This window comes from Rhodococcus sp. GXMU-t2271, from assembly GCF_041414735.1.
Classification (GTDB): domain Bacteria; phylum Actinomycetota; class Actinomycetes; order Mycobacteriales; family Mycobacteriaceae; genus Rhodococcus; species Rhodococcus indonesiensis.
This window is the reverse complement of the sequence record NZ_JAUIZP010000026.1, coordinates 14,416-35,044: the sequence shown is the minus strand read 5'-3', so window position 1 is coordinate 35,044 and position 20,629 is coordinate 14,416. Positions and strand designations below refer to the sequence as shown.

Annotated in this window: 20 protein-coding genes; 9 read left to right on the top strand and 11 right to left on the bottom strand. The window is 70.3% G+C overall.

Annotated features, from left to right (window positions below; all coding sequences use genetic code 11):
- Positions 1-5 precede the first annotated feature (5 nt).
- Together galE and QYS60_RS09945 are read right to left on the bottom strand one after the other, a co-directional pair.
- Complete coding sequence (gene galE, locus QYS60_RS09950) at positions 6-998, bottom strand: UDP-glucose 4-epimerase GalE (RefSeq protein ID WP_371383028.1); 993 nt, start codon at positions 996-998, stop codon at positions 6-8.
- Between the two features lie 51 nt (positions 999-1,049).
- Complete coding sequence (locus QYS60_RS09945) at positions 1,050-1,736, bottom strand: metal-dependent transcriptional regulator (protein WP_003935596.1); 687 nt, start codon at positions 1,734-1,736, stop codon at positions 1,050-1,052.
- A 150-nt stretch (positions 1,737-1,886) separates the two neighbouring features.
- Between QYS60_RS09945 and QYS60_RS09940 the strand changes: the two genes are divergently transcribed.
- Positions 1,887-3,158, top strand: a complete 1,272-nt coding sequence (locus QYS60_RS09940) for an acetoin utilization protein AcuC (protein ID WP_054373251.1) — start codon at positions 1,887-1,889, stop codon at positions 3,156-3,158.
- A 259-nt stretch (positions 3,159-3,417) separates the two neighbouring features.
- On the top strand, positions 3,418-6,036 hold the full coding sequence (locus tag QYS60_RS09935; RefSeq protein ID WP_371383039.1) for a GNAT family N-acetyltransferase: 2,619 nt from the start codon (positions 3,418-3,420) through the stop codon (positions 6,034-6,036).
- A gap of 157 nt (positions 6,037-6,193) precedes the next feature.
- Here QYS60_RS09935 and QYS60_RS09930 read toward each other — a convergent pair whose 3' ends face one another.
- The 3 genes from QYS60_RS09930 to QYS60_RS09920 form a co-directional block, all read right to left on the bottom strand.
- Positions 6,194-7,156: a sigma-70 family RNA polymerase sigma factor gene (locus QYS60_RS09930; protein ID WP_003935593.1), complete on the bottom strand. Its 963-nt coding sequence runs from the start codon at positions 7,154-7,156 to the stop codon at positions 6,194-6,196.
- Positions 7,157-7,337: 181 nt separating this feature from the next.
- Positions 7,338-8,819 (bottom strand): methyltransferase, encoded by a 1,482-nt coding sequence (locus tag QYS60_RS09925; RefSeq protein WP_371383027.1) that lies wholly within the window; start codon positions 8,817-8,819, stop codon positions 7,338-7,340.
- 51 nt (positions 8,820-8,870) lie between these two features.
- Entirely contained in the window at positions 8,871-9,230 is a 360-nt protein-coding gene (locus QYS60_RS09920; RefSeq protein ID WP_054375097.1) for a DUF3099 domain-containing protein, read from the bottom strand.
- Positions 9,231-9,302: 72 nt separating this feature from the next.
- On the opposite strand from QYS60_RS09920, the gene QYS60_RS09915 reads away from it, so the two are divergent.
- Entirely contained in the window at positions 9,303-9,539 is a 237-nt protein-coding gene (locus QYS60_RS09915; RefSeq protein WP_003935590.1) for a DUF3039 domain-containing protein, read from the top strand.
- On the opposite strand, the gene QYS60_RS09910 is transcribed toward QYS60_RS09915, so the two are convergent.
- A complete protein-coding gene (locus tag QYS60_RS09910; protein WP_003935588.1) occupies positions 9,512-10,687 on the bottom strand; it encodes a YihY/virulence factor BrkB family protein in 1,176 nt (391 codons plus the stop codon). The genes QYS60_RS09915 and QYS60_RS09910 overlap by 28 nt on opposite strands.
- 253 nt (positions 10,688-10,940) lie before the next feature.
- Here QYS60_RS09910 and QYS60_RS09905 point away from each other — a divergent pair, with 253 nt between their 5' ends.
- Positions 10,941-12,665 carry a DEAD/DEAH box helicase gene (locus QYS60_RS09905; RefSeq protein ID WP_003935587.1) on the top strand — a complete coding sequence of 575 codons (1,725 nt, stop codon included), beginning with the start codon at positions 10,941-10,943 and terminating at the stop codon, positions 12,663-12,665.
- Between the two features lie 103 nt (positions 12,666-12,768).
- Here the strand turns inward: QYS60_RS09905 and QYS60_RS09900 are convergent, their stop codons facing one another.
- Positions 12,769-12,969, bottom strand: a complete 201-nt coding sequence (locus QYS60_RS09900; RefSeq protein WP_003935586.1) for a hypothetical protein — start codon at positions 12,967-12,969, stop codon at positions 12,769-12,771.
- A gap of 255 nt (positions 12,970-13,224) precedes the next feature.
- Here QYS60_RS09900 and QYS60_RS09895 point away from each other — a divergent pair, with 255 nt between their 5' ends.
- The 3 genes from QYS60_RS09895 to QYS60_RS09885 are packed head-to-tail and all read left to right on the top strand — an operon-like array spanning position 13,225 to position 15,336.
- Complete coding sequence (locus tag QYS60_RS09895) at positions 13,225-13,584, top strand: DUF952 domain-containing protein (protein WP_371383025.1); 360 nt, start codon at positions 13,225-13,227, stop codon at positions 13,582-13,584.
- Between the two features lie 45 nt (positions 13,585-13,629).
- A complete protein-coding gene (locus QYS60_RS09890; RefSeq protein WP_003935584.1) occupies positions 13,630-14,112 on the top strand; it encodes a cation:proton antiporter regulatory subunit in 483 nt (160 codons plus the stop codon).
- A gap of 3 nt (positions 14,113-14,115) precedes the next feature.
- Complete coding sequence (locus QYS60_RS09885) at positions 14,116-15,336, top strand: cation:proton antiporter (protein WP_371383024.1); 1,221 nt, start codon at positions 14,116-14,118, stop codon at positions 15,334-15,336.
- 8 nt (positions 15,337-15,344) lie between these two features.
- Here QYS60_RS09885 and QYS60_RS09880 read toward each other — a convergent pair whose 3' ends face one another.
- Positions 15,345-16,700, bottom strand: a complete 1,356-nt coding sequence (locus QYS60_RS09880) for an RNA polymerase sigma factor (RefSeq protein WP_371383023.1) — start codon at positions 16,698-16,700, stop codon at positions 15,345-15,347.
- 134 nt (positions 16,701-16,834) lie between these two features.
- Positions 16,835-17,620 (bottom strand): polyphosphate--glucose phosphotransferase, encoded by a 786-nt coding sequence (gene ppgK / locus QYS60_RS09875; protein WP_371383022.1) that lies wholly within the window; start codon positions 17,618-17,620, stop codon positions 16,835-16,837.
- Positions 17,621-17,742: 122 nt separating this feature from the next.
- Here ppgK and QYS60_RS09870 point away from each other — a divergent pair, with 122 nt between their 5' ends.
- Entirely contained in the window at positions 17,743-18,639 is an 897-nt protein-coding gene (locus tag QYS60_RS09870; RefSeq protein WP_289380707.1) for an inositol monophosphatase family protein, read from the top strand.
- A gap of 13 nt (positions 18,640-18,652) precedes the next feature.
- Here the strand turns inward: QYS60_RS09870 and cei are convergent, their stop codons facing one another.
- Complete coding sequence (gene cei, locus QYS60_RS09865; RefSeq protein WP_371383021.1) at positions 18,653-19,336, bottom strand: envelope integrity protein Cei; 684 nt, start codon at positions 19,334-19,336, stop codon at positions 18,653-18,655.
- Between the two features lie 365 nt (positions 19,337-19,701).
- Here cei and QYS60_RS09860 point away from each other — a divergent pair, with 365 nt between their 5' ends.
- Positions 19,702-20,004 (top strand): DUF4193 domain-containing protein, encoded by a 303-nt coding sequence (locus QYS60_RS09860; protein WP_003935578.1) that lies wholly within the window; start codon positions 19,702-19,704, stop codon positions 20,002-20,004.
- A gap of 101 nt (positions 20,005-20,105) precedes the next feature.
- On the opposite strand, the gene QYS60_RS09855 is transcribed toward QYS60_RS09860, so the two are convergent.
- Positions 20,106-20,615 carry a DUF3093 domain-containing protein gene (locus QYS60_RS09855; RefSeq protein ID WP_052033932.1) on the bottom strand — a complete coding sequence of 170 codons (510 nt, stop codon included), beginning with the start codon at positions 20,613-20,615 and terminating at the stop codon, positions 20,106-20,108.
- Positions 20,616-20,629 lie beyond the last annotated feature (14 nt).

Below are 20,629 nucleotides of genomic sequence, written 5' to 3'. Positions count from 1 at the left end.
GCGGCTCAGCGCCGCGCCGCGTGCGACCGGTCGCCGAGATCCTGCAGGTAGGCCCAGGCGTCGGCGACGATCTCGTCGAGGCTCGTGTGCTGCGGCTTCCAGCCCAGTTCCTCGACGGCGCGGCGGCTCGATGCAATCAGCACGGCCGGGTCCCCGGCACGCCGGGGTGCATCGACCACCGTGATCGGCAGCCCCGTCACCCGGCGGCACGCCTCGATGACCTCCCGGACGGTGAAACCCTCACCGCTGCCGAGGTTGTAGACGGCGTGTTCGCCGGGACGGGCGGCCTCCAGTGCCTGGAGATGGGCGTCGGCGAGGTCCTTGACATGGATGTAGTCCCGCACCGCCGTGCCGTCCTTGGTCGGCCAGTCGGTGCCGAACACCGAGATGTGCTCGCGCTGGCCGAGGGCCACCTGCAGCACGAGCGGAATCAGGTGGGTCTCGACCACGCGGTTCTCCCCGGCGCCGCGGTACGCGCCCGCGACGTTGAAGTAGCGCAGGCTCGTCGCGGCCAGCCCGTACGCCCGCGTGTAGGACGAGATCGCATGGTCGATGGCGAGTTTCGTGGCGCCGTACGGGTTGGTGGGCCGGGCCGGGGCGTCCTCGGTGATCGGGACCCGCTCCGGTTCGCCGTACGTCGCCGCCGTCGACGAGAACACGAGCCGCGGAGTTCCCGATCGCCGGATCGCGTCGAGCAGGGCGAGGGTCGCGACGACGTTGCCGTGCCAGTACTTGTCCGGCTGCTCGACGGACTCGCCGACCAGGGACTGCGCCGCGAAGTGCAGCACCCCGTCGAACCGGGAGCGGGCGCCGTCGCCGAGTACCGCCGCGGCGGCGGTGGCGATGTCGCCCTCGACGAACTCCACGCCGGCCGGCACGGCGTCGGCGTTGCCGGTGGACAGGTCGTCGAGGACCACCACCTCGTGCCCCTGCTCGAGCAGCACCGTGCTGCAGACGCTACCCACATACCCGGCGCCGCCGGTCACCAGAAGCCTCACGCTGTGCGCCCTTCTTCGCCGGCCCGCGCAGGGCCGGCGAAGGGTCCTGTCTCAGACCTGCTTCACCTGCACCGCGTGGGCCATTTCGTCGGAAAGTTCGAAGCCGTCGTGGCCGGGCACGTTGATGATCACCGACCCAGGCTTCGTCTCGACTGTAACGCGTGCGTCGGGCACGATCCCCGCCTCACGCAGCCGGCCGATCACCTCGTGATCGGACTGCACATATTCCGCGAGCCGACGCACGACCACGGCGGTCGGCTTGCCCGGCGGGATCTCGGTGAGCCGGACCAAGGCCTCGTCCGCCGCGGCCGGCCGGTCCAGGCCGAGCTGGTCCAGGCCGGGGATGGGGTTGCCGTAGGGCGACGTCGTGGGGTTGTGCAGCACCTCGACGAGGCGGCGCTCGACCTCCTCGCTCATCACGTGTTCCCAGCGGCAGGCCTCGGCGTGCACGTTCTCCCAGTCGAGGCCGATCACGTCCACGAGCAGCCGCTCGGCGAGCCGATGCTTGCGCATGACCGACACCGCCAGATCGCGGCCCTTCTCGGTCAGCTCGAGGTGCCGGTCGCCCGCCACCCGCAGCAGTCCGTCCCGTTCCATCCGGGCGACGGTCTGACTCACGGTCGGGCCGCTCTGCTCCAGGCGTTCGGCGATGCGCGCACGCAGCGGCACGACGCCCTCTTCCTCCAAGTCGTAGATCGTCCGGAGGTACATCTCCGTGGTATCGACCAGGTCTTTCACTCTCACACCCCTTCGTCTGCGGCCGATTCTAACCGGGCGAAACCCCCGACGGGTGAACCCCGAGCGGCCCCGCCCGGCGTGGTGGGTGGTGGGCACGCCGAGGTATTCCGGCACTCGCGTCCCCCAGGGCGGCGCAGTAGCTTTGTGGCCATGACCACGACCTCCGCCGCGACGGGCGATCCGACACATCCGAGCGGCGACCGAGTGGTGGTGTGGAGTCCGGACTTCCTCGACTACCGGTGGGGTCCGACCCATCCGATGAACCCCACCCGGCTCGATCTGACGATGGCGTTGTCCCGAGGGCTCGGCCTGCTCGAGGGGGTGGAGACCCTGCGTCCGCCCGCCGCGACCGACGCCGATCTGCTGCGCATCCACACCCCCGCCTACGTCGAGGCCGTCAAGCACGCCGGCAACCTGCCACCCGGCTCGAGCGCCGGACCGGAGGCACCGCACGGTCTCGGCACCGAGGACAACCCGATCTTCCCGCGCATGCACGAGGCGAGCGCCGTCCTCGCGGGCGGCACCCTTGCGGCCGCCCGCGAGATCGCCGCCGGCCGCACCCGGCGGGCGGTGAGCATCGGCGGCGGGATGCACCACGCGATGGCCGACTGGGCCGCCGGATTCTGCGTCTACAACGACGCCGCCATCGCGATCTCCTGGCTCCTCGACCACGGCTTCGACCGGATCGCCTACCTCGATGTCGACGCCCATCACGGTGACGGAGTGCAACACGCGTTCCTCGGCGATCCCCGGGTGCTGACCGTCTCCATCCACCAGCACCCCGCGACGCTGTGGCCGAACACCGGCTGGTCCAGCGAGATCGGTACCGGCGCCGCCGAGGGCACCGCGGTCAACCTGCCGGTCCTGCCCGGCACCGTCGACGCCTTGTGGCTGCGCGCGTTCCACGCCGTCGTCCCCGCGGCGGTCGCCGCGTTCCGGCCGCAGATCATCATCAGCCAGTGCGGCGCCGACAGCCACCGGGAGGATCCGCTGGCCGACCTCTCGTTGACCGTCGACGGTCAACGCGCGGCGTACCTGGCTATGCGTGAGCTCGCGGACCGGCACTGCGAGGGCCGGTGGCTCGCGGTCGGGGGTGGTGGCTACGGCCTGGTGCGGGTGGTGCCGAGATCATGGACCCACCTGATCGCCGCCGTACTCGACCGTGAGATCGACCCCGCCACCCCGATCCCCGGCGAATGGCGGGAGCGGGTCGCTGCGATGGCGCCGGGGGTCGATCTGCCGACCGTGATGGGGGAGGGCGGTGACGTGGCGTATCTGCCGTGGGACGGTCCCGGCGGCACCCCCGAGACCGGCGTCGCCGCGTTCGATCGTGCCCTCAGCCGCGTCGACTCGGCCATCGTCGCCACCCGTCGGGCCTGCTTCCCGCTGCTCGGCCTGGACCCGGAGGACCCGCGTGACTGAATCCGAGAGCACGGCATCCGAGAGCACGGCATCCGAGAGCACGGCATCCGAGAGCACGGCATCCGAGAGCACGGCATCCGAGAGCACGGCACCGGAGAGCACGGCATCCGGGGGCACGCCGCCCGGTCCCGCGGGACAGACGCCCGACGGCGACGCACCTGCCGGCACGCCGACCGACGCCGCAGCGCACGCCCAGGCGGAGAAGGACGCCGCCCGCGAACGGGCACTCGCCGTCGCGCGGAACTACCCCAAGCACTGGGTGGCGGACGTCCTGGCCTCCGACGGCAAGGCCGTGCACCTGCGGCCGATCGTCCCCGAGGACGCGGACCTGCTCGTGGACTTCCACAGCAAACTCTCCGAGCGCACTCGCTACCTTCGCTACTTCGGTCCCTACCCGACGATGTCGAAACGGGACCTGTTCAACTTCACCGTGGTCGACCACCACCGCCGGGTCGCGTTCGTCGCCCTGCTCGGCGGGGAGATCATCGCGGTCGGCCGCTACGAGGGTCTGCCCGAGGACGACGGCCTGTCCGCCGAGGTCGCCTTCACCGTCGCCGACGCGCACCAGGGTCGCGGCCTGGGCCCCATCCTGCTCGAGCACCTGGCCGGCGCCGCCGCCGAGAACGGCATCCACACCTTCGTCGCGGAGGTGCTGGCCGAGAACCGCAACATGGTCACCGTGTTCCGCGAGGCCGGATACCAGGTAAGCCGAAGCTTCGAGGGCGGCGTGGTGCGGCTCGAGTTCGCCATCGACCCCACCGAGGCGCTGGTGTCGGTCCGCAATGCCCGCGAACGTGCCGCCGAGGCTCGAAGCGTCCGCAACCTGCTCAGCCCGGGCAGCGCCGCCGTCATCGGCGCGTCCACCGACAGTCGCAAGGTCGGCAACGCGGTCCTGGTCAACATGCTGCGCAGCGGCTTCACCGGCCCGGTCTATCCGGTCAACGCCGAGCACCGCTCGGTGCGCGGTGTGCGCGCCTATCCGACCGTCCGCGACATCCCCGACGACATCGACCTCGCGATCGCGGCGGTCCCGGCCGAGGCCATCGACGCGGTGCTCGACGACTGCCTCGCCAAGGGCGTCAAGGCGCTGCTCGTCGTGTCGTCCGGCTTCGGCGAGACCGGTCCGGAAGGCCGGGCCGCGGAACGCCGCCTCGCGCATGCGGCGCGGGCACACGGCATGCGGCTGATCGGTCCGAACGCCCTCGGTGTCGCCAACAACGACCCGGATATCCGACTCAACGCGACCCTCGCGCCCGTGCTGCCGGCGGCCGGCAACGTCGGCTTCTTCTGTCAGTCCGGCGCGCTGGGTATCGCCATCCTCGACGAGGCCGCCAAGACCGGCGTCGGCTTGTCCTCGTTCGTCTCCGCCGGCAACCGCGCCGACCTTTCGGGCAACGACCTGCTGCAGTACTGGGACACCGACCCGGCCACCGAGGTGGTGCTGCTGTACCTCGAGAGCTTCGGCAATCCGCGCAAGTTCTCGCGCATCGCCCGGCGCGTGGCTCGCAGCAAGCCGATCGTCGCCGTCAAGAGCGGCCGGCACGCCGTACCTCCGGTCCTGGCCGCCCGCACGGGGGAGATGGACGACACCATCGTGCGGGACCTGTTCGAGCAGGCCGGGGTCGTGCAGGTGGGTTCGATCTCCCAGTTGTTCGATTCGGCCCTGTTGTTCGGCTATCAGCCGCTACCGGCCGGTCCGCGCGTCGCGGTGGTGGGCAACTCCACGGCCCTGGGTGTGCTCGCCGTCGACGCCGCCCGGAGTGAGGGTCTGCACGTCGGCGAACCCGTCGATCTGGGGGCGACGGCGTCCCCGCAGCAGTTCGCGGCGGCCGTCGCCCACGCACTCGAGTCGGCCGATGTCGACGCGGTGATCGCAGTGTTCGTACCGCCGGTCGCCGTGACGGTCGAGCCGTACGCGCAGGCCCTGCGTGACGCCGTCGCCGGCACCGACAAGCCGGTGCTCACCACGTTCCTCGCCACCGAGGGCCTGCCCGACGTCCTCGCGGTGCGCGGACCCGACGGCCATCCCACACGGGGGTCGGTGCCCTCGTATCCGGGTCCCGAGCGGGCGGCCCTCGCGCTGGCCCGGGCATGGCGGTACGCCAAATGGCGCAGCCGTCCCGCCTCGCAGGTCGTCCGCCCGGCGGGCATCGACGCAGAGAAGGCCCGCACCCTTGTCGAAGGGTGGCTCGCGACGTCGCCGGACGGGCGCTGGCTCTCGGACACCGAGGCTGCACTCCTGCTCGCGTGCTACGGCGTGCACATTGCCGAGTTCCGCGCGGTGACCACGGCCGAGGAAGCCGTCGCCGCCGCGGAGGAGATCGGGTTCCCCGTCGCGGTGAAGGCGACCGGCGCCCACTGGCGGCACCGGCCGGACCTGAGCGGCGTTCGGCTGGACCTGCTCGGACCGGAGGCGGTGCGGATCGCCTACCGCGACCTCGCCGCGGTCTCGGGGGAGCCGTTGCTGCACGTACAGAAGATGGCCACCAAGGGCATCGGATGCGTCGTGCAGGTCCAGGACGACCCGTCGTTCGGGTCGCTGATCTCGTTCGGGCTGGCCGGAGTCATCTCGGACCTGCTCGGCGATCGCGCCTTCCGGGTCCTGCCGGTCACCGAGGACGAGGCGGTCGAGTTGATAGACGCCCCCAAGGCGGCGCCACTGCTGTCCGGCTACCGCAACACCGAGCCGGTCAGCAAGGCGGCGCTCGTCGACCTCGTCCAGCGCATCTCCGCCCTCGCCGACGACCTACCGGAGGTGCGGGAGATCGCGTGTGAACCGGTCCTCGCGTCCCCCACTGGCGCCGAGCTCACCGACGCGCATCTGCGGATCGGTCCCGAGCCGCATCCACTCGACCTCGGCCCCCGCCGGCTGCGCTAGACGGCCTGCGGCGTCCCGCAAGTGTGCCGAGGGGCCGCGGCGTCCCGCGGCTGTGCTGGATGGGCCGCGGCGTCCCGCGGCTGTGCCGACAACCACAGAGAAAGAGATCCCCGAGAACCCAGCCCGGTTCTCGGGGATCGTCCGGCCGACTGCCCGGTCAGCTGGCGTAGGCGCGGAGGCGTTCGGCGCGGTCGCCCTCGCGGAGCTTGCCCATGACCTCCCGCTCGATCTGGCGGACTCGTTCACGGGAGAGGCCGAAGAGCTTGCCGATCTGGTCGAGGGTGCGGGGCTGGCCGTCGTCGAGGCCGTAACGCAGGCGGATCACCTGCTGCTCGCGCTCGTCCAGGGTGGCCAGGACGCTGCGCACGTCGCTGTGCAAGAGCCCGGCGATCACCGCGTTCTCCGCGGACGTCGCCTCGGCATCCTCGATGAAGTCGCCGAGCGGGGCCTCCTCGTCGTTGCCGACCGGCATGTCCAGGCTCACCGGGTCGCGGCTGTGGTCCAGCAGATCACCGATCTTCTCGACCGGGATCCCGGACTCCGCGGACAGTTCGTCGTCGGTGGCCTCCCGGCCGAGCTGCTGGTGCAGTTCCCGCTTGATCCGGGCCAGCTTGTTGACCTGCTCGACGAGGTGGACGGGGAGCCGGATCGTGCGGCTCTGGTCGGCCATGCCGCGGGTGATGGCCTGACGGATCCACCAGGTGGCGTAGGTCGAGAACTTGAAGCCCTTGGCATAGTCGAACTTCTCCATGGCGCGGATCAGTCCGAGGTTGCCCTCCTGGATCAGGTCCAGCAGCGGCATGCCACGACCGGTGTAGCGCTTGGCCAGGGACACGACCAGCCGCAGGTTTGCCTCGAGCAGGTGGCTGCGAGCGGCCTGCCCGTCGCGTACCAGGATCGCAAGGTCGCGCTTCTTCGCTGCGGTGAGCCGCTTCTTGGTCTCCAGCAGGTGCTGGGCGTACAGGCCGGCCTCGATCCGCTTGGCCAGTTCCACCTCGTCCGCAGCGCTCAGCAGGGCCGTGCGGCCGATCCCGTTCAGATAGACGCGGACCAGGTCTGCGGCCGGGCTCTGGCTGTCGAGGTCGGAATCGACGCGGGCGGTGGTATCGGGGCGTGCCATGACGTGCCTCCTCATCGGTGGTGTCTCGAAGCGTTCAACGCGCAAGACCCCTGGGAAAGTTCCCGGGGTTCCATCGCCGGAACTGCTCTGACCTGCGTAAACGGCGCCGAGGTCCTGAGAAGTTGCTGAGAACACACCGCTGAGGGAACCGGCCGGTAACTTCCGGCCCGTCCGGAGCGTCCTACCGGACCGGCTCGACGAGCCCGTGCCGAACGAGCGCCTGTACCAGCACCACCGCCCGTTCGGCCAGCGCCTGTTCGTCCTCGTCGTGCGCGACGGCGAGCAGCGCAACCAGCTCCGCCAGCGGCAGGCCGTCGGCCCGCATCCCGGCCAGCAGCGCTGCCGCCGGCTCGTCCACTTCGTGCTGCCAGTTCGGGCCCCCACCGCGGTGCACACGCGTCACCACCTGCTGCCAGCCGTCCGCTCCGGGGAGGTACACCCGTTCGAGGGCGGTGTCGGGTCGGACGACGAACCGCGCTTCGAGGACATCGTGGTCGCGCAGCCAGGCCAGCCGCTCGAAGTACGCGACGGCTTCCGCCCCCAACGGATCGGTGAAACCGTGCCGCAGGTCCTCGGCGAGGACGTCGCTCGGCGCGTCGGTGCGCCGCAGGTAGACGAATCCGAAGCCGATGCCCTGAACCTTGTGCCGCGCGAAGTGGTCGAGCCAGTCCTCGGCGCGCGCCGCCACCGCCGGATCCCGCGGGTCGGCATCACCGTCGCGCAGCCACGTGCCGACGTAGAGAGCCGGATCGGCGACGTCGCGCTGCACGATCCACGCGTCTACGCCGTGGGCGGGAAGCCAGGACGCGATCCGGCGTCGCCAGTCCTCGTCCTCGAGGTGCACCCACGAAGCCAGCATCGCAGCGGTCCCGCCCGGGTTCAGGTGCTCGGCAGCGCGCGAGATCATCAGTTCGCTCGCGCCGTCGAGGTCCAGGCCCGAGTCCCGGTAGGTGTGCTCGACCCGTCCCGTACTCACCACGAACGGCGGGTTCGCCACGATCCGGTCGAAACGGCGGCCGATCACCGGTTCGAACCACGACCCCTCGAGCAGTTCGATCTCGACCTCGTTGAGTGCGGCCGTGGCGGCAGCCAGTGCCAGTGCCCTGGCGTTGACGTCGGTGGCGGTGACGGTGGGGGCGAAGTCGGTCGCGCGCACGGCCTGCACGCCGCACCCGGTGCCCAGGTCCAGTACCGAACCGACCGGGTCGGTGGGCATGGCCTGCAGCAGCGACAGCGAGGCGTGTCCGACGCCGAGCACATGATCCTCGCGGGTCTGCCGGGGACGCATCGCCCCGTCGAGGTCCGACAGCATCCAACGGGTGCCGGTGCCGGCGTCGAGTGGTCGCAGATCCAGTGCTGCGCGCACACCGTCGCCGTCGCGTTCGAGGAGCCCCGCCACGATCGCCGTCGCCACGTCGAGCGGTGCGAGCGCGTCGGCCACCTCGGCGGCGGGAAGCGTGTCGCACACGAGGAACAGGCGCACGAGGGTGCCGAGATCACCGCCGCCCGCCGCGGCCCGTCGCACCGGCACAGGCTCGCCGCGGCCCAACGCGGCGTGCGCGTCGGGACCGAGGAGCTCGAGCATCGTGTCGGTGTCGAACCGTGCGCGAGTGAGTGCCGTGCGCAGCGCGGGACAGATCGAAAGCAGCAGGTCGCGGTCCATCCACGCATTGTGGCAGCACCCTGCTGCCGCGCCCGGGGCCGGGGAACCGGGTCAGCCCTCGATGATGCGCGGCTGTGGGCCCTCGAGCGCAGTGGTGTCGTCGGCGCGACCGTCCCAGCGGCTGGGCTCGTCCTTCGACCGCGGAGGGCGATCGTTGGCGATGAGCACCGCCACCCACGGAAGCGGGACCGACAGAGCGAGGATGCCCACCGAGAGCCACGGATTGGCGAACGCCGCGTATGCGAGCGCGGCGAGGATCATGGCGGGGATGCGGAAGGACATGAGCGTGAGGTACTTGCGGACCCTTGCTCGGTGCTGCTCCTCCAGCGACGACGCCGCCTCGGTGATCAGAACCGGTTTCTCGGGTGACCCGTCGTCGTAGCCCCCATGGAAACCCGGAGTTCTCGACATCCTTCTACTGTCCCACTCGCGTCCGCGGAATGCACATACACATCCGCACCCGGGGTGCGGCATCATGTAACGGTGAGCACCGACATCAAGGAACGGCCGGATACCACCACCGACGAAACCACCGACGACGACACTCCCAAGTTCTTCCACTACGTCAAGAAGGACAAGATCGCCGAGAGCGCGGTCATGGGGACCCATGTCGTCGCCCTGTGCGGCGAAGTCTTCCCGGTGACGCGCTCCCCGAAGCCGGGGTCGCCGGTGTGCCCGGAATGCAAGAAGGTCTACGAGGGTCTGCGCAAGGGCGACTGATCGACCGTCTCGTCCGGGGTCGCCGGCGCGGGTTCGCCGACGGCGTCCTCCGCTGCGGGTGGGTGCGGCGCGTCCACGGGGCACGACTCGGGTTCCCGCTGCCCCGGCCGCATGATGTCCGGTAGCCGGATCGGGATCGGTGCCGTTCCCAGCCGCCGGGTCAGGCCGGTCACCGCGGCCGGTGCGGGCGCTGCGGCCGCCCGATCGGCCAGCCACCGGCGCACCTGTTCGATGCGGGTCTCGCGCGCCGGCCAGAATTCCTGCACTGTCGCGTTGAACTCGGCTCCCAGCACGACGGCGAAGCCGAGGAAGAAGGTGAACAGCAGGAACGCGATCGGGGTGGCGAGCGCTCCGTACGTGTATCCGGTCCCGGACACCCATCGCAGGTACCAGCGCAGAGCCGCGCTCGATGCCATGAAGAACGTGCCCGCCAGGATCGCACCGCCCAGCAGGCGGTGCCACGGCAGGGACCGCGGCAGGGCCACCTTGTACAGCGTCGTCAGGCCCACGAGCAGCAGCAGCGCCACGCCGGGGTAGTAGAAGGTATCCAGCAACCGGGACCCGACGTCGTACCACGCCTCCGGCAGCGCCCGTCCGATCATGGTCGGCCCGAGCGCGACGAGCGGCAGCGTGAACACCGCCAGGACGAGGAACACCACGTACAGCAGCAGGGCGAAGAACCGCTGCCAGACGGGATGACGGTGGTCGTGCTGGTCGTGTGCCTCGTCGATGGAGTCGACGAACGTCGAGATCGCCGACGACCCCGCCCACAGCGACAGCAGGAATCCGAGGGACATCACGTCGGCGCGGCCCCGCAGCAGCACGTCCTGGACCGTGGGCCCGATGATGTCGTCGACCACGTTCTCGCTGAACATGGTGCGGCTGAACGTGACGATCTTGGACTGGATGATCTCCACCGTGTCGGGCCCGAACCACCCCGCCACGTAGCCGAGACTGCCCAGCAGGCCGAGCAGGAGCGGGGGCAGCGACAGCGTCTGCCAGAAGGCGGCCGCCGCGGCCTTGCTGAAGATGGAGTCGTCCCACGCCTTGACCGCTGTCCGGGCGAGCACCTGCAGCCCGCGGTGCACCGGCCGCCGCCGCGGGCGCGGTGCGGCGGTCGATCCGGCTGGAGGAGGTGTGTCGCTCATGGGTACTTCCAGCATTCCTGACGACACGCCGCAGTGCTCGGCGGCGGGCCGACGACACCGCGAATTCTGACATGATCGTCTCCTGTCGCCCGCGTCACGGCCGGCGGCTCGGATGCGGGCGGGCCCGGCGGACCGGGATAGGCTGCTCGACGGCCGTCGTCCGTCCGGCGACCGCACGGCGGTTTCCGTCCGCCCGACGGCGGGCCGCAGAGCGAGACCACCCGCACGACCGGAGAAGGAGCACGAGTAGCCGGTGAGCACCGAGACCGTCGGAACAGCGCCCTCCGCCCCCGCCGGACAGCTGCGCGCCTGGCAGCGCCGAGCCCTGACGAAGTACCTCGCGACGAGCCCGCGGGACTTTCTCGCCGTCGCGACCCCCGGCGCCGGTAAGACCACGTTCGCGCTTCGTGTCGCGGGCGAGCTGCTGCGCGACCGCACCGTCGACCAGGTGACGGTCGTCGCCCCCACCGAGCACCTCAAGCACCAGTGGGCCGCTTCGGCTGCGCGCTCCGGCATCGCCCTGGACTCGAACTTCACCAACTCCACCGGCCAGACGTCGAGCGACTTCCACGGGGTCGTGGTGACCTATGCGCAGGTGGCCTCGCACCCGTTCAAACACCGCGTCCGCACCGAGGCTCGTCGCACCCTGGTGATCCTCGACGAGATCCACCACGGCGGCGACGCCAAGAGCTGGGGTGAGGGAATCCGGGAGGCGTTCGGCGACGCCACCCGCCGCCTCGCCCTGACCGGTACCCCGTTCCGCAGCGACGACAGCGCCATCCCGTTCGTGACGTACGAACCGAACGGCGACGGCTTCATGCAGTCCAGGGCCGACCACGCGTACGGCTATGCCGATGCCCTCGCCGACGGTGTCGTGCGTCCGGTGGTCTTCCTCGCCTACTCCGGTGAAGCCCGATGGCGCAACAACGCGGGGGAGGAGTACTCGGCGCGACTCGGTGAGCCGCTCAGCGCCGAGCAGACCGCACGCGCGTGGCGGACCGCTCTCGATCCGGCCGGCGACTGGATCCCGGCCGTCCTCACCGCCGCGAACACGCGGCTCGAGCAACTGCGCCAGGGCGGGATGCCCGATGCGGGCGGACTGGTCATCGCCAGCGACCAGACGGTGGCCCGCGCGTACGCCAAGATCCTCGAGCAGCTCACCGGCGAGACTCCCGCCCTGGTCCTGTCCGACGACCCGACCGCGTCGCGGCGCATCTCGGAGTTCGACGCGAGCACCCAGCGCTGGATGGTGGCGGTGCGCATGGTGTCCGAAGGTGTCGACGTTCCTCGGCTCGCGGTGGGCGTGTACGCCACCAGCGCCTCGACGCCGCTGTTCTTCGCCCAGGCCATCGGCCGGTTCGTGCGGTCGCGACGCAAGGGCGAGACCGCGAGCGTGTTCCTGCCGTCCGTGCCGGTGCTCCTCGACCTGGCCAGCCAGCTCGAGACGCAGCGGGACCACGTGCTCGGCAAGCCGCACCGCGTGAAGGAGGGCTTCGACGACGACCTGCTCGCCGATGCCAACCGGACCAAGGACGAACCCGGCGAGGAGGAGAAGGCGTTCACCGCACTCGGCGCGGACGCCGAACTCGACCAGGTGATCTACGACGGCTCCTCGTTCGGCACGGCGACGTTCTCCGGCAGCGAGGAAGAGGCCGACTACCTGGGCCTGCCCGGGCTGCTCGACGCCGAGCAGATGCGGGCGCTGCTGCGCCGCCGCCAGCAGGAGCAACTGGACAAGCCGGCCTCCGCCCCCGCACCCACCCCGCCGCCGCAGGTGGCCGAGCGGGTGGCGACCGCCGACTCGCTGGCCCGGCTGCGCAAGGAACTGAACTCGCTCGTCGCGATGCACCACCACCGGACCGGTAAGCCGCACGGGGTCATCCACGGGGAGCTGCGGCGGCAGTGCGGTGGTCCGCCGACCGCGATCGCCACGGCCGAGCAACTCGGCGACCGCATCGCGCTGCTGCGCCAGTGGTGAACCCGCCGCCGGCGCACCCCCGGAACGGCGAAACGGGCGACCACTCGCGGTGGTCGCCCGTTTCGGCTCGGGTCTCGGAGTCGTACGGCTCCGGAACGGTGGATCAGACGGCAGCTTCGGCGTCGGACTCGGTCACGATCGTGGCACCGAGTTCACGCAGCCGGTCGGTGTGCTCCTTGGCGTGGTGGCCGCAGAAGAGCAGCTCGCCACCGGTGGCAAGGACGGCACGGACGCGAGCGGCTGCACTGCACCGATCGCAGCGGTCTGCGGCGGTCAACTTCGGGCTGGTCAACGTTCCGGGCATGACTCCTCCAAACTGGCCACCACTGTCGTCGGTTGCCTGGGGTCTGGTCCGCCGCACCGGGCCGGCGCGGTGGAACTACTGTGTCAGACGATTCCCGTTCACGCGTTGTTCCAATCCTCCGAAAATCGTGTCGAGTTTCACCCCCGAACCCGCCGAATGCCCACGACGTGCGGTTTCGGGGCCGCGGGTGTTCGCTCACAGCGCAGAGCCTCCGGCGGTGTCGCGGGCCCGGAACGGCCACCGGGAGGGGCTGCGGTGACGAATCGGCTGGTCCACATCTGCACGCGAGCCGACTGGGAGCGGGCACAGCGCAGGGCGGCACAGCGCACGGGGGTGCTGGTCCCCGACTCGCTCGCCACGCACGGGTTCGTACACCTGTCGACGCCGGAGCAGGTGCACCTGCCGGCGAACCGGTTGTTCGCCGGCCGTACAGATCTGGTGCTGCTGCACATCGACCCGGCCCGGCTCGCGGACGAAGTGCGGTGGGAGCCGGGCGTCCCGGACGATCCTGCAGGGATGACGTTCCCGCACCTCTACGGCCCGTTACCGGTCGCTGCGGTCACCGCGGTGGTGGACTACCTCCCCGGCGATAACGGGCTTTTCGGACACCCCTGAGGGTGCGCCGCCACCCAGGGGGGCCGCGAGTCCTACTCTGACGGCATGAACGTCGAAGTGACGCCGCTTCCCGGAATCGGTGTGCGCAAAGACTTCGAGCTGGCGTCGGGTCGTCGGATCGGGGTCATCACGCATCGGGACGGCCATTCGGACCTGATCGTCTCGAAGGCGGACGATCCCGATGCCTGTGCGGCCTCCCTGCCGTTGACCGTCGAGGAAGCAGCCACCCTGAGCAACCTCCTCGGTGCGCCGCAACTCGTCGCCCAGCTCCAGGAGGACCACCGGGAACTGCCCGGGATCATCACCCGGCAGCTGCACATCCACGACAGCTCCCGCTTCGACGGGGCGGTGCTCGGAGACACGGCGATGCGTACCCGCACGGGCGTGTCCATCGTCGCGGTGATGCGCGCCGGGCAGGTGACGCCCTCGCCGGGGCCGGATTTCGTACTCACCGGGGGAGACATCCTCGTCGCCGTCGGCACGGCCGACGGCCTGGACGCCGCGGCCAGGATCCTGCGCAACGGCTGACCGATGAACTCGACCACGCTCGCCCTGATCGAACTGGGGGCGGTGTTCTTCGCCCTCGGGGTGCTCGGACGGGTCGCCGCACGTTTCGCCATGTCGCCGATCCCGTTCTACCTCCTCGGCGGTCTCGCGTTCGGCACCGGCGGGTTCATCCAGCTCGGTGACATCAGCGAGTTCAGTCACGTTGCCAGTGAGATCGGCGTGGTCCTGCTGCTGCTCCTCCTCGGCCTGGAGTACACGGCCTCCGAACTCGTAACCGGGCTCAAACGGTCCCGCGCGGCGGGCCTGCTCGACCTCGTGCTCAACGCCGCGCCGGGAGTGGTGATCGCGCTGCTGCTCGGTTGGGGCGCGACGGCGGCGTTCGTCCTCGGTGGCATCACGTACATCTCGTCCTCGGGCATCATCGCCAAGACCCTGACCGACCTCGGTCGTCTGGGTAACCGGGAGACTCCCGTGGTGTTGTCGATCCTCGTCTTCGAGGACCTCACGATGGCGGTGTACCTACCGATCCTGACCGCCGTGCTCGCGGGGGTCAGCCTCATCGGTGGGCTCGAGGCCGTCGCGATCGCGCTGGGCCTGGTCACGGTCGTGCTCGTGCTGGTGTTGCGCTACGGACGTTACGTCTCTGCGGTGCTCGACAGCCCGGACAGCGAGACGTTGCTGCTCAAGCTACTCGGCGCCGCGCTGCTGGTCGCCGGTGTCAGCTCGGCGATGCAGGTGTCGGCGGCGGTGGGCGCGTTCCTGCTCGGCATCGCGATCTCCGGATCGACCGCTCACAACGCGGCCCGCGTCCTCGAGCCGCTGCGGGACCTCTTCGCGGCGATCTTCTTCGTGTTCTTCGGCCTCAACACAGATCCGACCGCCATCCCTCCCGTACTGGGATGGGCGGCGCTGCTCGCCGTCGTCACAGCGCTGACGAAGATCGTCACCGGCTGGTGGGCGGCACGGCAACACGGCATCGCCACCATGGGCCGCGCTCGCGCGGGCGCCGCCCTCATCGCCCGGGGTGAGTTCTCCATCGTCATCGCCGGACTCGCCGTCACCTCCGGTCACGTGGACGCCGAGCTCGCGGCTCTCGCATCGGCGTACGTCCTGATCACAGCGGTGCTCGGCCCCGTGGCGGCGCGCGTCGTCGAGCCGGTGACCCGGGCCGTGGTGCCCCGGCTACGCGAACGGCCGCCGGCTGCAGAGCCGACGGCCGATCGCCGTGAAGCGGAAGAGTTCTAGGTCGATCCTCAGTCGAGGTAGTCGCGCAGCACCTGCGACCGCGACGGGTGCCGCAGCTTCGACATGGTCTTCGACTCGATCTGCCGGATCCGTTCGCGAGTGACCCCGTAGACCTGCCCGATCTCGTCGAGGGTCCGGGGCTGACCGTCGGTGAGGCCGAACCGCAGCCGGACCACACCGGCCTCACGTTCGGACAGTGTCTCGAGTACCGACTGCAGCTGATCCTGCAGCAGCGTGAACGACACCGCGTCCACCGCCACCACGGCCTCACTGTCCTCGATGAAGTCGCCGAGCTGACTGTCGCCCTCGTCGCCGATGGTCTGATCCAGCGAGATCGGCTCCCGGGCGTACTGCTGGATCTCCAGCACCTTCTCCGGGGTGATGTCCATCTCCTTGGCCAGCTCCTCCGGAGTGGGCTCGCGCCCGAGGTCCTGGAGCAGCTCACGCTGGATGCGGCCGAGCTTGTTGATCACCTCGACCATGTGCACCGGGATGCGGATGGTGCGGGCCTGATCGGCCATGGCGCGGGTGATGGCCTGCCGGATCCACCAGGTGGCGTACGTGGAGAACTTGTAACCCTTGGTGTAGTCGAACTTCTCCACCGCGCGGATCAGACCGAGATTGCCCTCCTGGATGAGATCCAGGAATGCCATGCCCCGGCCGGTGTAGCGCTTGGCGAGTGAGACGACGAGCCGCAGGTTGGCCTCGAGCAGGTGGTTCTTGGCGCGATTGCCGTCGCGGCAGATCCAGTTCAGGTCGCGGCGCTGCGCGACCGGCAGCTTCTCGCCCTTGTCGGCGTATTCCTGCAACCGGTAGGTGGCGTACAGGCCGGCCTCGATGCGCTTGGCGAGCTCGACCTCCTCCTCGGCGTTCAGCAGGGCAACTTTGCCGATCTGCTTGAGGTAGGCGCGCACCGAGTCGGCGGAGGCGGTCAGCTCGGCGTCCTTGCGGGCCTGCCGCAGCGCCTCCGACTCCTCCTCGTCCCAGACGAAATCGCCCGACGCCTTGTCCTTGTCGCTGGGCTCGTCGTCGGCGTCCGCCTCCACGACCACGTCCTCGGCACCTTCGAGATCGGCCTCGGCGACGTCGATGTCCTCGAGCGCGGCTTCCTCACCCTCGAACTCGTCGCCGGCCGGCTTGCCCGCCTTCTTGGCGGCGGCCTTCTTCGCCGTGGTCTTCTTCGCGGCGGCCTTCTTCGCCGGGGCTTTCTTGGCCGGCGCCTTCTTCGCCGGGGCCTTCTTGGCCGCGGCCTTCTTCGCCGGCCGCTTCGTGGCGGGTGCGGTACCGGTCGCGGATTCCGCGGCGTCCGCGGAGGCTGCCGATTCGTTGGGGGAATCAGCCGTGTGGATGTCGGTGGCTGCCACGTACGCCCTTTCGTGACGAGGTAGTGCGGCGTCGCGCCAGAGGGGTTCCGGCGGAGAGGTCTGTCGGGATCAGGCCGGTTCGCAGCCGGCTGTGCACCATTGTAACGATCGCCGTCACGCGCGATGTGCAGGACTCAGGGGTGGACGCCTGTTTTCGCAGCCCAGGCGGCCCCGATGATGCCGGCCGCGTTGCGCAACGCGGCCGGAACGACGGGCGTGCGGTTGGTCAGCAACGGGATCCACTTCTCGTGCTTGCGGCTGATGCCACCGCCGGCGATGAACAGGTCGGGCCACAGCAGGGCCTCGAACCGCGAGAGCACCAGCGAGACCTCCTTGGCCCACCGCTTGTACGACCACTCGTTGTTCTCCTTGACCGACGACGCCGCGCGGTGCTCGGCTTCCATCCCGTCGACCTCCATGTGCCCGAACTCGGTGTTCGGCAACAGGACGCCGTTGTGCAGCACCGCCGAGCCGATGCCGGTTCCGAACGTGAGCAGGACGACCACTCCGGACGCGTCCCTGGCCGCACCGAAGCGGTCCTCGGCGAGACCGGCAGCATCCGCGTCGTTCAGCACACTGACCGGACGGTCGCCCAGCACCGAGGCGAACAACGCCCGGGCATCGGTGCCGATCCATGCCGGATCGATGTTCGCGGCCGTGCGCGCCACCCCGCCGGTCACCACACTGGGCAGGGTGACACCCACCGGTCCGGTCCACTGCGCCTGTTCCACGATTCGGGCGACCGTGTCGGCGACCGCCTGTGGAGTCGACGGCTGGGGAGTGAGGATCTTGATGCGCTCACCCACCAGGACACCCGTGGACATGTCGACGACCCCGCCCTTGATGCCGCTGCCCCCGACGTCGACACCGAATCCCAGAAGGTCCGGATCCGGCGTGGCCGGCTGGGTCGTCTGCGTCATCTCGCGCTCCCTCTCGTCACCGGAACAGTCACCGCGGGCAACCGCTGTCGTGACGTCACCCTAATGCGAATGCGACGGCCACGCGGGTGGTGCCGTACCGCGTAGTGTGTTCGGATACCCGGGTGCCCGACACCCCGGATCGCCACCCTTGCACCCTTTCCCGCGACGCCACCACGGACCCGGCCCGGCTGCGGGAGATCGCCGTGGACGTCGCGGTGGCGGCCGCCGCCCACGTGCGCGCCCGGCGGCCCGAACTGTTCCCGGCCGCCGACCCGGGTGCTCGCACAGCCGGCGCGGTGCGATCGAAGAGCACCGAGACCGACCCGGTGACGGTGGCGGACACCGAGACCGAGGACCTGATCCGGCGACTGCTGACCCGGTCGCGGCCGGGCGACGCGATCCTGGGGGAGGAAGGCGGCGCCGACGCCGGGTCGACCGGTGTCCGATGGGTGGTCGACCCCATCGACGGCACGGTGAACTTCGTGTACGGCATCCCCGCTTACGCGGTCTCGGTAGCGGCCCAGGTCGGTGGGAGATCCGTGGCGGGAGCGGTGGTCGATGTCGCCGCAGGAGACGTCTACTCGGCTGCGCGCGGAGGTGGCGCCACCCGCACCGACGCCGGGGGATCGGTGACGCGTCTGCGCTGCAACCCGGTCGGCGACATTGCCCATGCACTCGTTGCGACCGGCTTCTCCTACGCGCCGCACCGGCGCGAACGGCAGGGTGCTCTGGTGGCGGAGCTGCTGCCCAGGGTGCGGGACATCCGCCGGATCGGTGCGGCCGCCCTGGACCTGTGCATGGTGGCCTCGGGCCGCGTCGACGCCCACTACGAGCACGGGCTGCAACCGTGGGACTGGGCCGCCGGTGCGCTGATCGCCGCGGAGGCGGGCGCCTGGGTGCGGCTACCGACCGGCGGGGGCGACGACGGCGAGATCACCGTCGCCGCTGCGCCCGGCGTCGCGGCACAACTCGCGGACCTGCTCGCCACGTTCGGCGCCGACGCACCGATCCCGGCCTGACGATCCGCGGCACTCAGCAGCGGGCGTCGCGGGCCGCCGCCAGCAGGTCGATGTCGAGCGGCGCGGCGGCCGCACCCACCGGAGCCTCCCGCAGCGACTGCAGCACCTCCTCGGCGTCGGCGTTGGGTGCGATCTCCTTGGAATAGGTGCCCAGGGCGAGGTCGACGGTGTCGTCGGCACGGTCGTCGCGGACGAGCTCGGCGCACGGTGCGACCAGCCACACCGTGCTGGCCGCCGCGGTCCCGGCCGCCCCGAACCTGATCTGACCGTGGCACTGCAGGTTCTGGTCGACGTAGACCGGGTCGTTGCCGGCCTGGACGTCCGGTGCGCTCGCAAACCCGTATTCGGCCAACTGGGTGGCCACATGGGTGGCTTGGCCACGTTCACCGTTGGCGTTGAACACCCGCACCCGCGTCGCCGCCAGGGAAGCAGGTTCGACATCGAGCAGGACGGACCGGTCGACCACCTCGCCGAGCGGGGCCGGTTGCGGTCCTCCGGGCTCCGACGGCACGGTCGGCGGGGCGTTGCATGCCACGGTCCGCGATACCGGGTCGGAACCGGCGAACACCGATGCCCACACCACGATCCCGATCGTCGCCAGAACCGCGAACAGGGCCGCGGCCGGCACCAGGCGGCGGCGGGGGAACGGCCGGCCGCGTTCGTCACGCGCCCGGCCTTCGGTGATCAGGGAAACCACGGCGCCCTGCCTCTCGCATCTCCAAGGGGTGTGTGCGACCACTGTAGAGGGCATCCCGATGGGGTCCGCGAAGGCGGGCGAACGGTGGAATGTCTCGAGTTGCTGTGGTGTTGGTGACAATTGACCGACATTTCCCCGGACCGCGTGCATCGGTTACGGCTTCTGTGGGTACTTCCGCTATTGTTCGGCGGCCCAGGTCGTCGAAGATTCGACGATCGGGCCTTCGACAGGGGAGGCCCGGGTCGTGTCCGGGACCCGGATACGGTCGGCGGGAACTTCCGGAGACGGTCGGGCGTTGCCCCCGCCGAAGGACATGAACAGTGTCCTTCGGCAGGGCACCTGCACGAGGACTAGAGGTAGAGGAAATGGCGACTGACTACGACGCACCGAGGCGAACCGAAACCGACGAGGTGTCGGAGGATTCACTCGAAGAATTGAAGGCGCGACGCAACGAGGCGCAGTCCGCCGTCGTGGACGTCGACGAGTCGGATACCGCGGAGTCCTTCGAGCTGCCCGGCGCCGATCTGTCCGGTGAGGAGCTGTCGGTCCGGGTGGTGCCCAAGCAGGCCGACGAGTTCACCTGCTCGAGCTGCTTCCTGGTACACCACCGCAGCCGACTCGCCAGCGACGAGAACGGCGTGATGATCTGCCGGGACTGTGCAGCCTGAGTCCCGGCGGGACTGTGCAGCCTGAGTCCCGGCGGGACTGAGCAACCCCGGGACTGTGCAGCCTGAGCTCCGGAACATTCCGCTGACCGGCCGTCCTCGGTTCAGCCTTCGGATTCGTCGGCACAACCCAGGGCGGCCAGCAGCTCCGCGGGCCGCCTCGTGCTGATCAGCCAGTACGGGGTGGGGTCGTCCGGATCGTCCAGTACGACGAGCACCATCGTCCCGATCCACGGGCGGTGCTGGACGTACGCCGCCGGGTCGAGCTGGCGTCCCAGGGCGGCGCTCTTCGCCGATGCCGGCACCACGACGGCCCGGGAGATCACCTCGAGCGGCAGGTGCGCCCGGCCGACGATCAGCTCCCCGGCCGTCACCTCCAACCGCAGACGGGACAGCCACACGAGCGCCCAGACAGGGAACGGCAGCAGCAGCACGTACGGCAGCCAGGCGTACAGGCCGGGCGCCCCCATGTGCAGTTCCGCGGCCAGCAGTGCGGCCACGCCCAGGCCGAGGGGCCACCACCACAGCGGCACCCACATCCGTTCGGAGTAGACCGGCACGTCGGTCGTCTGCTGCGCATCCGCATCGGGTCGAGAGGTTCGAGACACGTCCATCAGAGTAGTCTCGG

Coding starts and splice junctions, on each gene's coding strand:
- QYS60_RS09940 (WP_054373251.1), top strand. CDS start 1,887: ATGACCACGACCTCCGCCGCGACGGGCGATCCGACACATCCGAGCGGC.
- QYS60_RS09930 (WP_003935593.1), bottom strand. CDS start 7,156: ATGGCACGCCCCGATACCACCGCCCGCGTCGATTCCGACCTCGACAGC.
- QYS60_RS09925 (WP_371383027.1), bottom strand. CDS start 8,819: ATGGACCGCGACCTGCTGCTTTCGATCTGTCCCGCGCTGCGCACGGCA.
- QYS60_RS09920 (WP_054375097.1), bottom strand. CDS start 9,230: ATGTCGAGAACTCCGGGTTTCCATGGGGGCTACGACGACGGGTCACCC.
- QYS60_RS09910 (WP_003935588.1), bottom strand. CDS start 10,687: ATGAGCGACACACCTCCTCCAGCCGGATCGACCGCCGCACCGCGCCCG.
- QYS60_RS09900 (WP_003935586.1), bottom strand. CDS start 12,969: ATGCCCGGAACGTTGACCAGCCCGAAGTTGACCGCCGCAGACCGCTGC.
- QYS60_RS09890 (WP_003935584.1), top strand. CDS start 13,630: ATGAACGTCGAAGTGACGCCGCTTCCCGGAATCGGTGTGCGCAAAGAC.
- QYS60_RS09885 (WP_371383024.1), top strand. CDS start 14,116: ATGAACTCGACCACGCTCGCCCTGATCGAACTGGGGGCGGTGTTCTTC.
- ppgK (WP_371383022.1), bottom strand. CDS start 17,620: ATGACGCAGACGACCCAGCCGGCCACGCCGGATCCGGACCTTCTGGGA.
- QYS60_RS09860 (WP_003935578.1), top strand. CDS start 19,702: ATGGCGACTGACTACGACGCACCGAGGCGAACCGAAACCGACGAGGTG.
- QYS60_RS09855 (WP_052033932.1), bottom strand. CDS start 20,615: ATGGACGTGTCTCGAACCTCTCGACCCGATGCGGATGCGCAGCAGACG.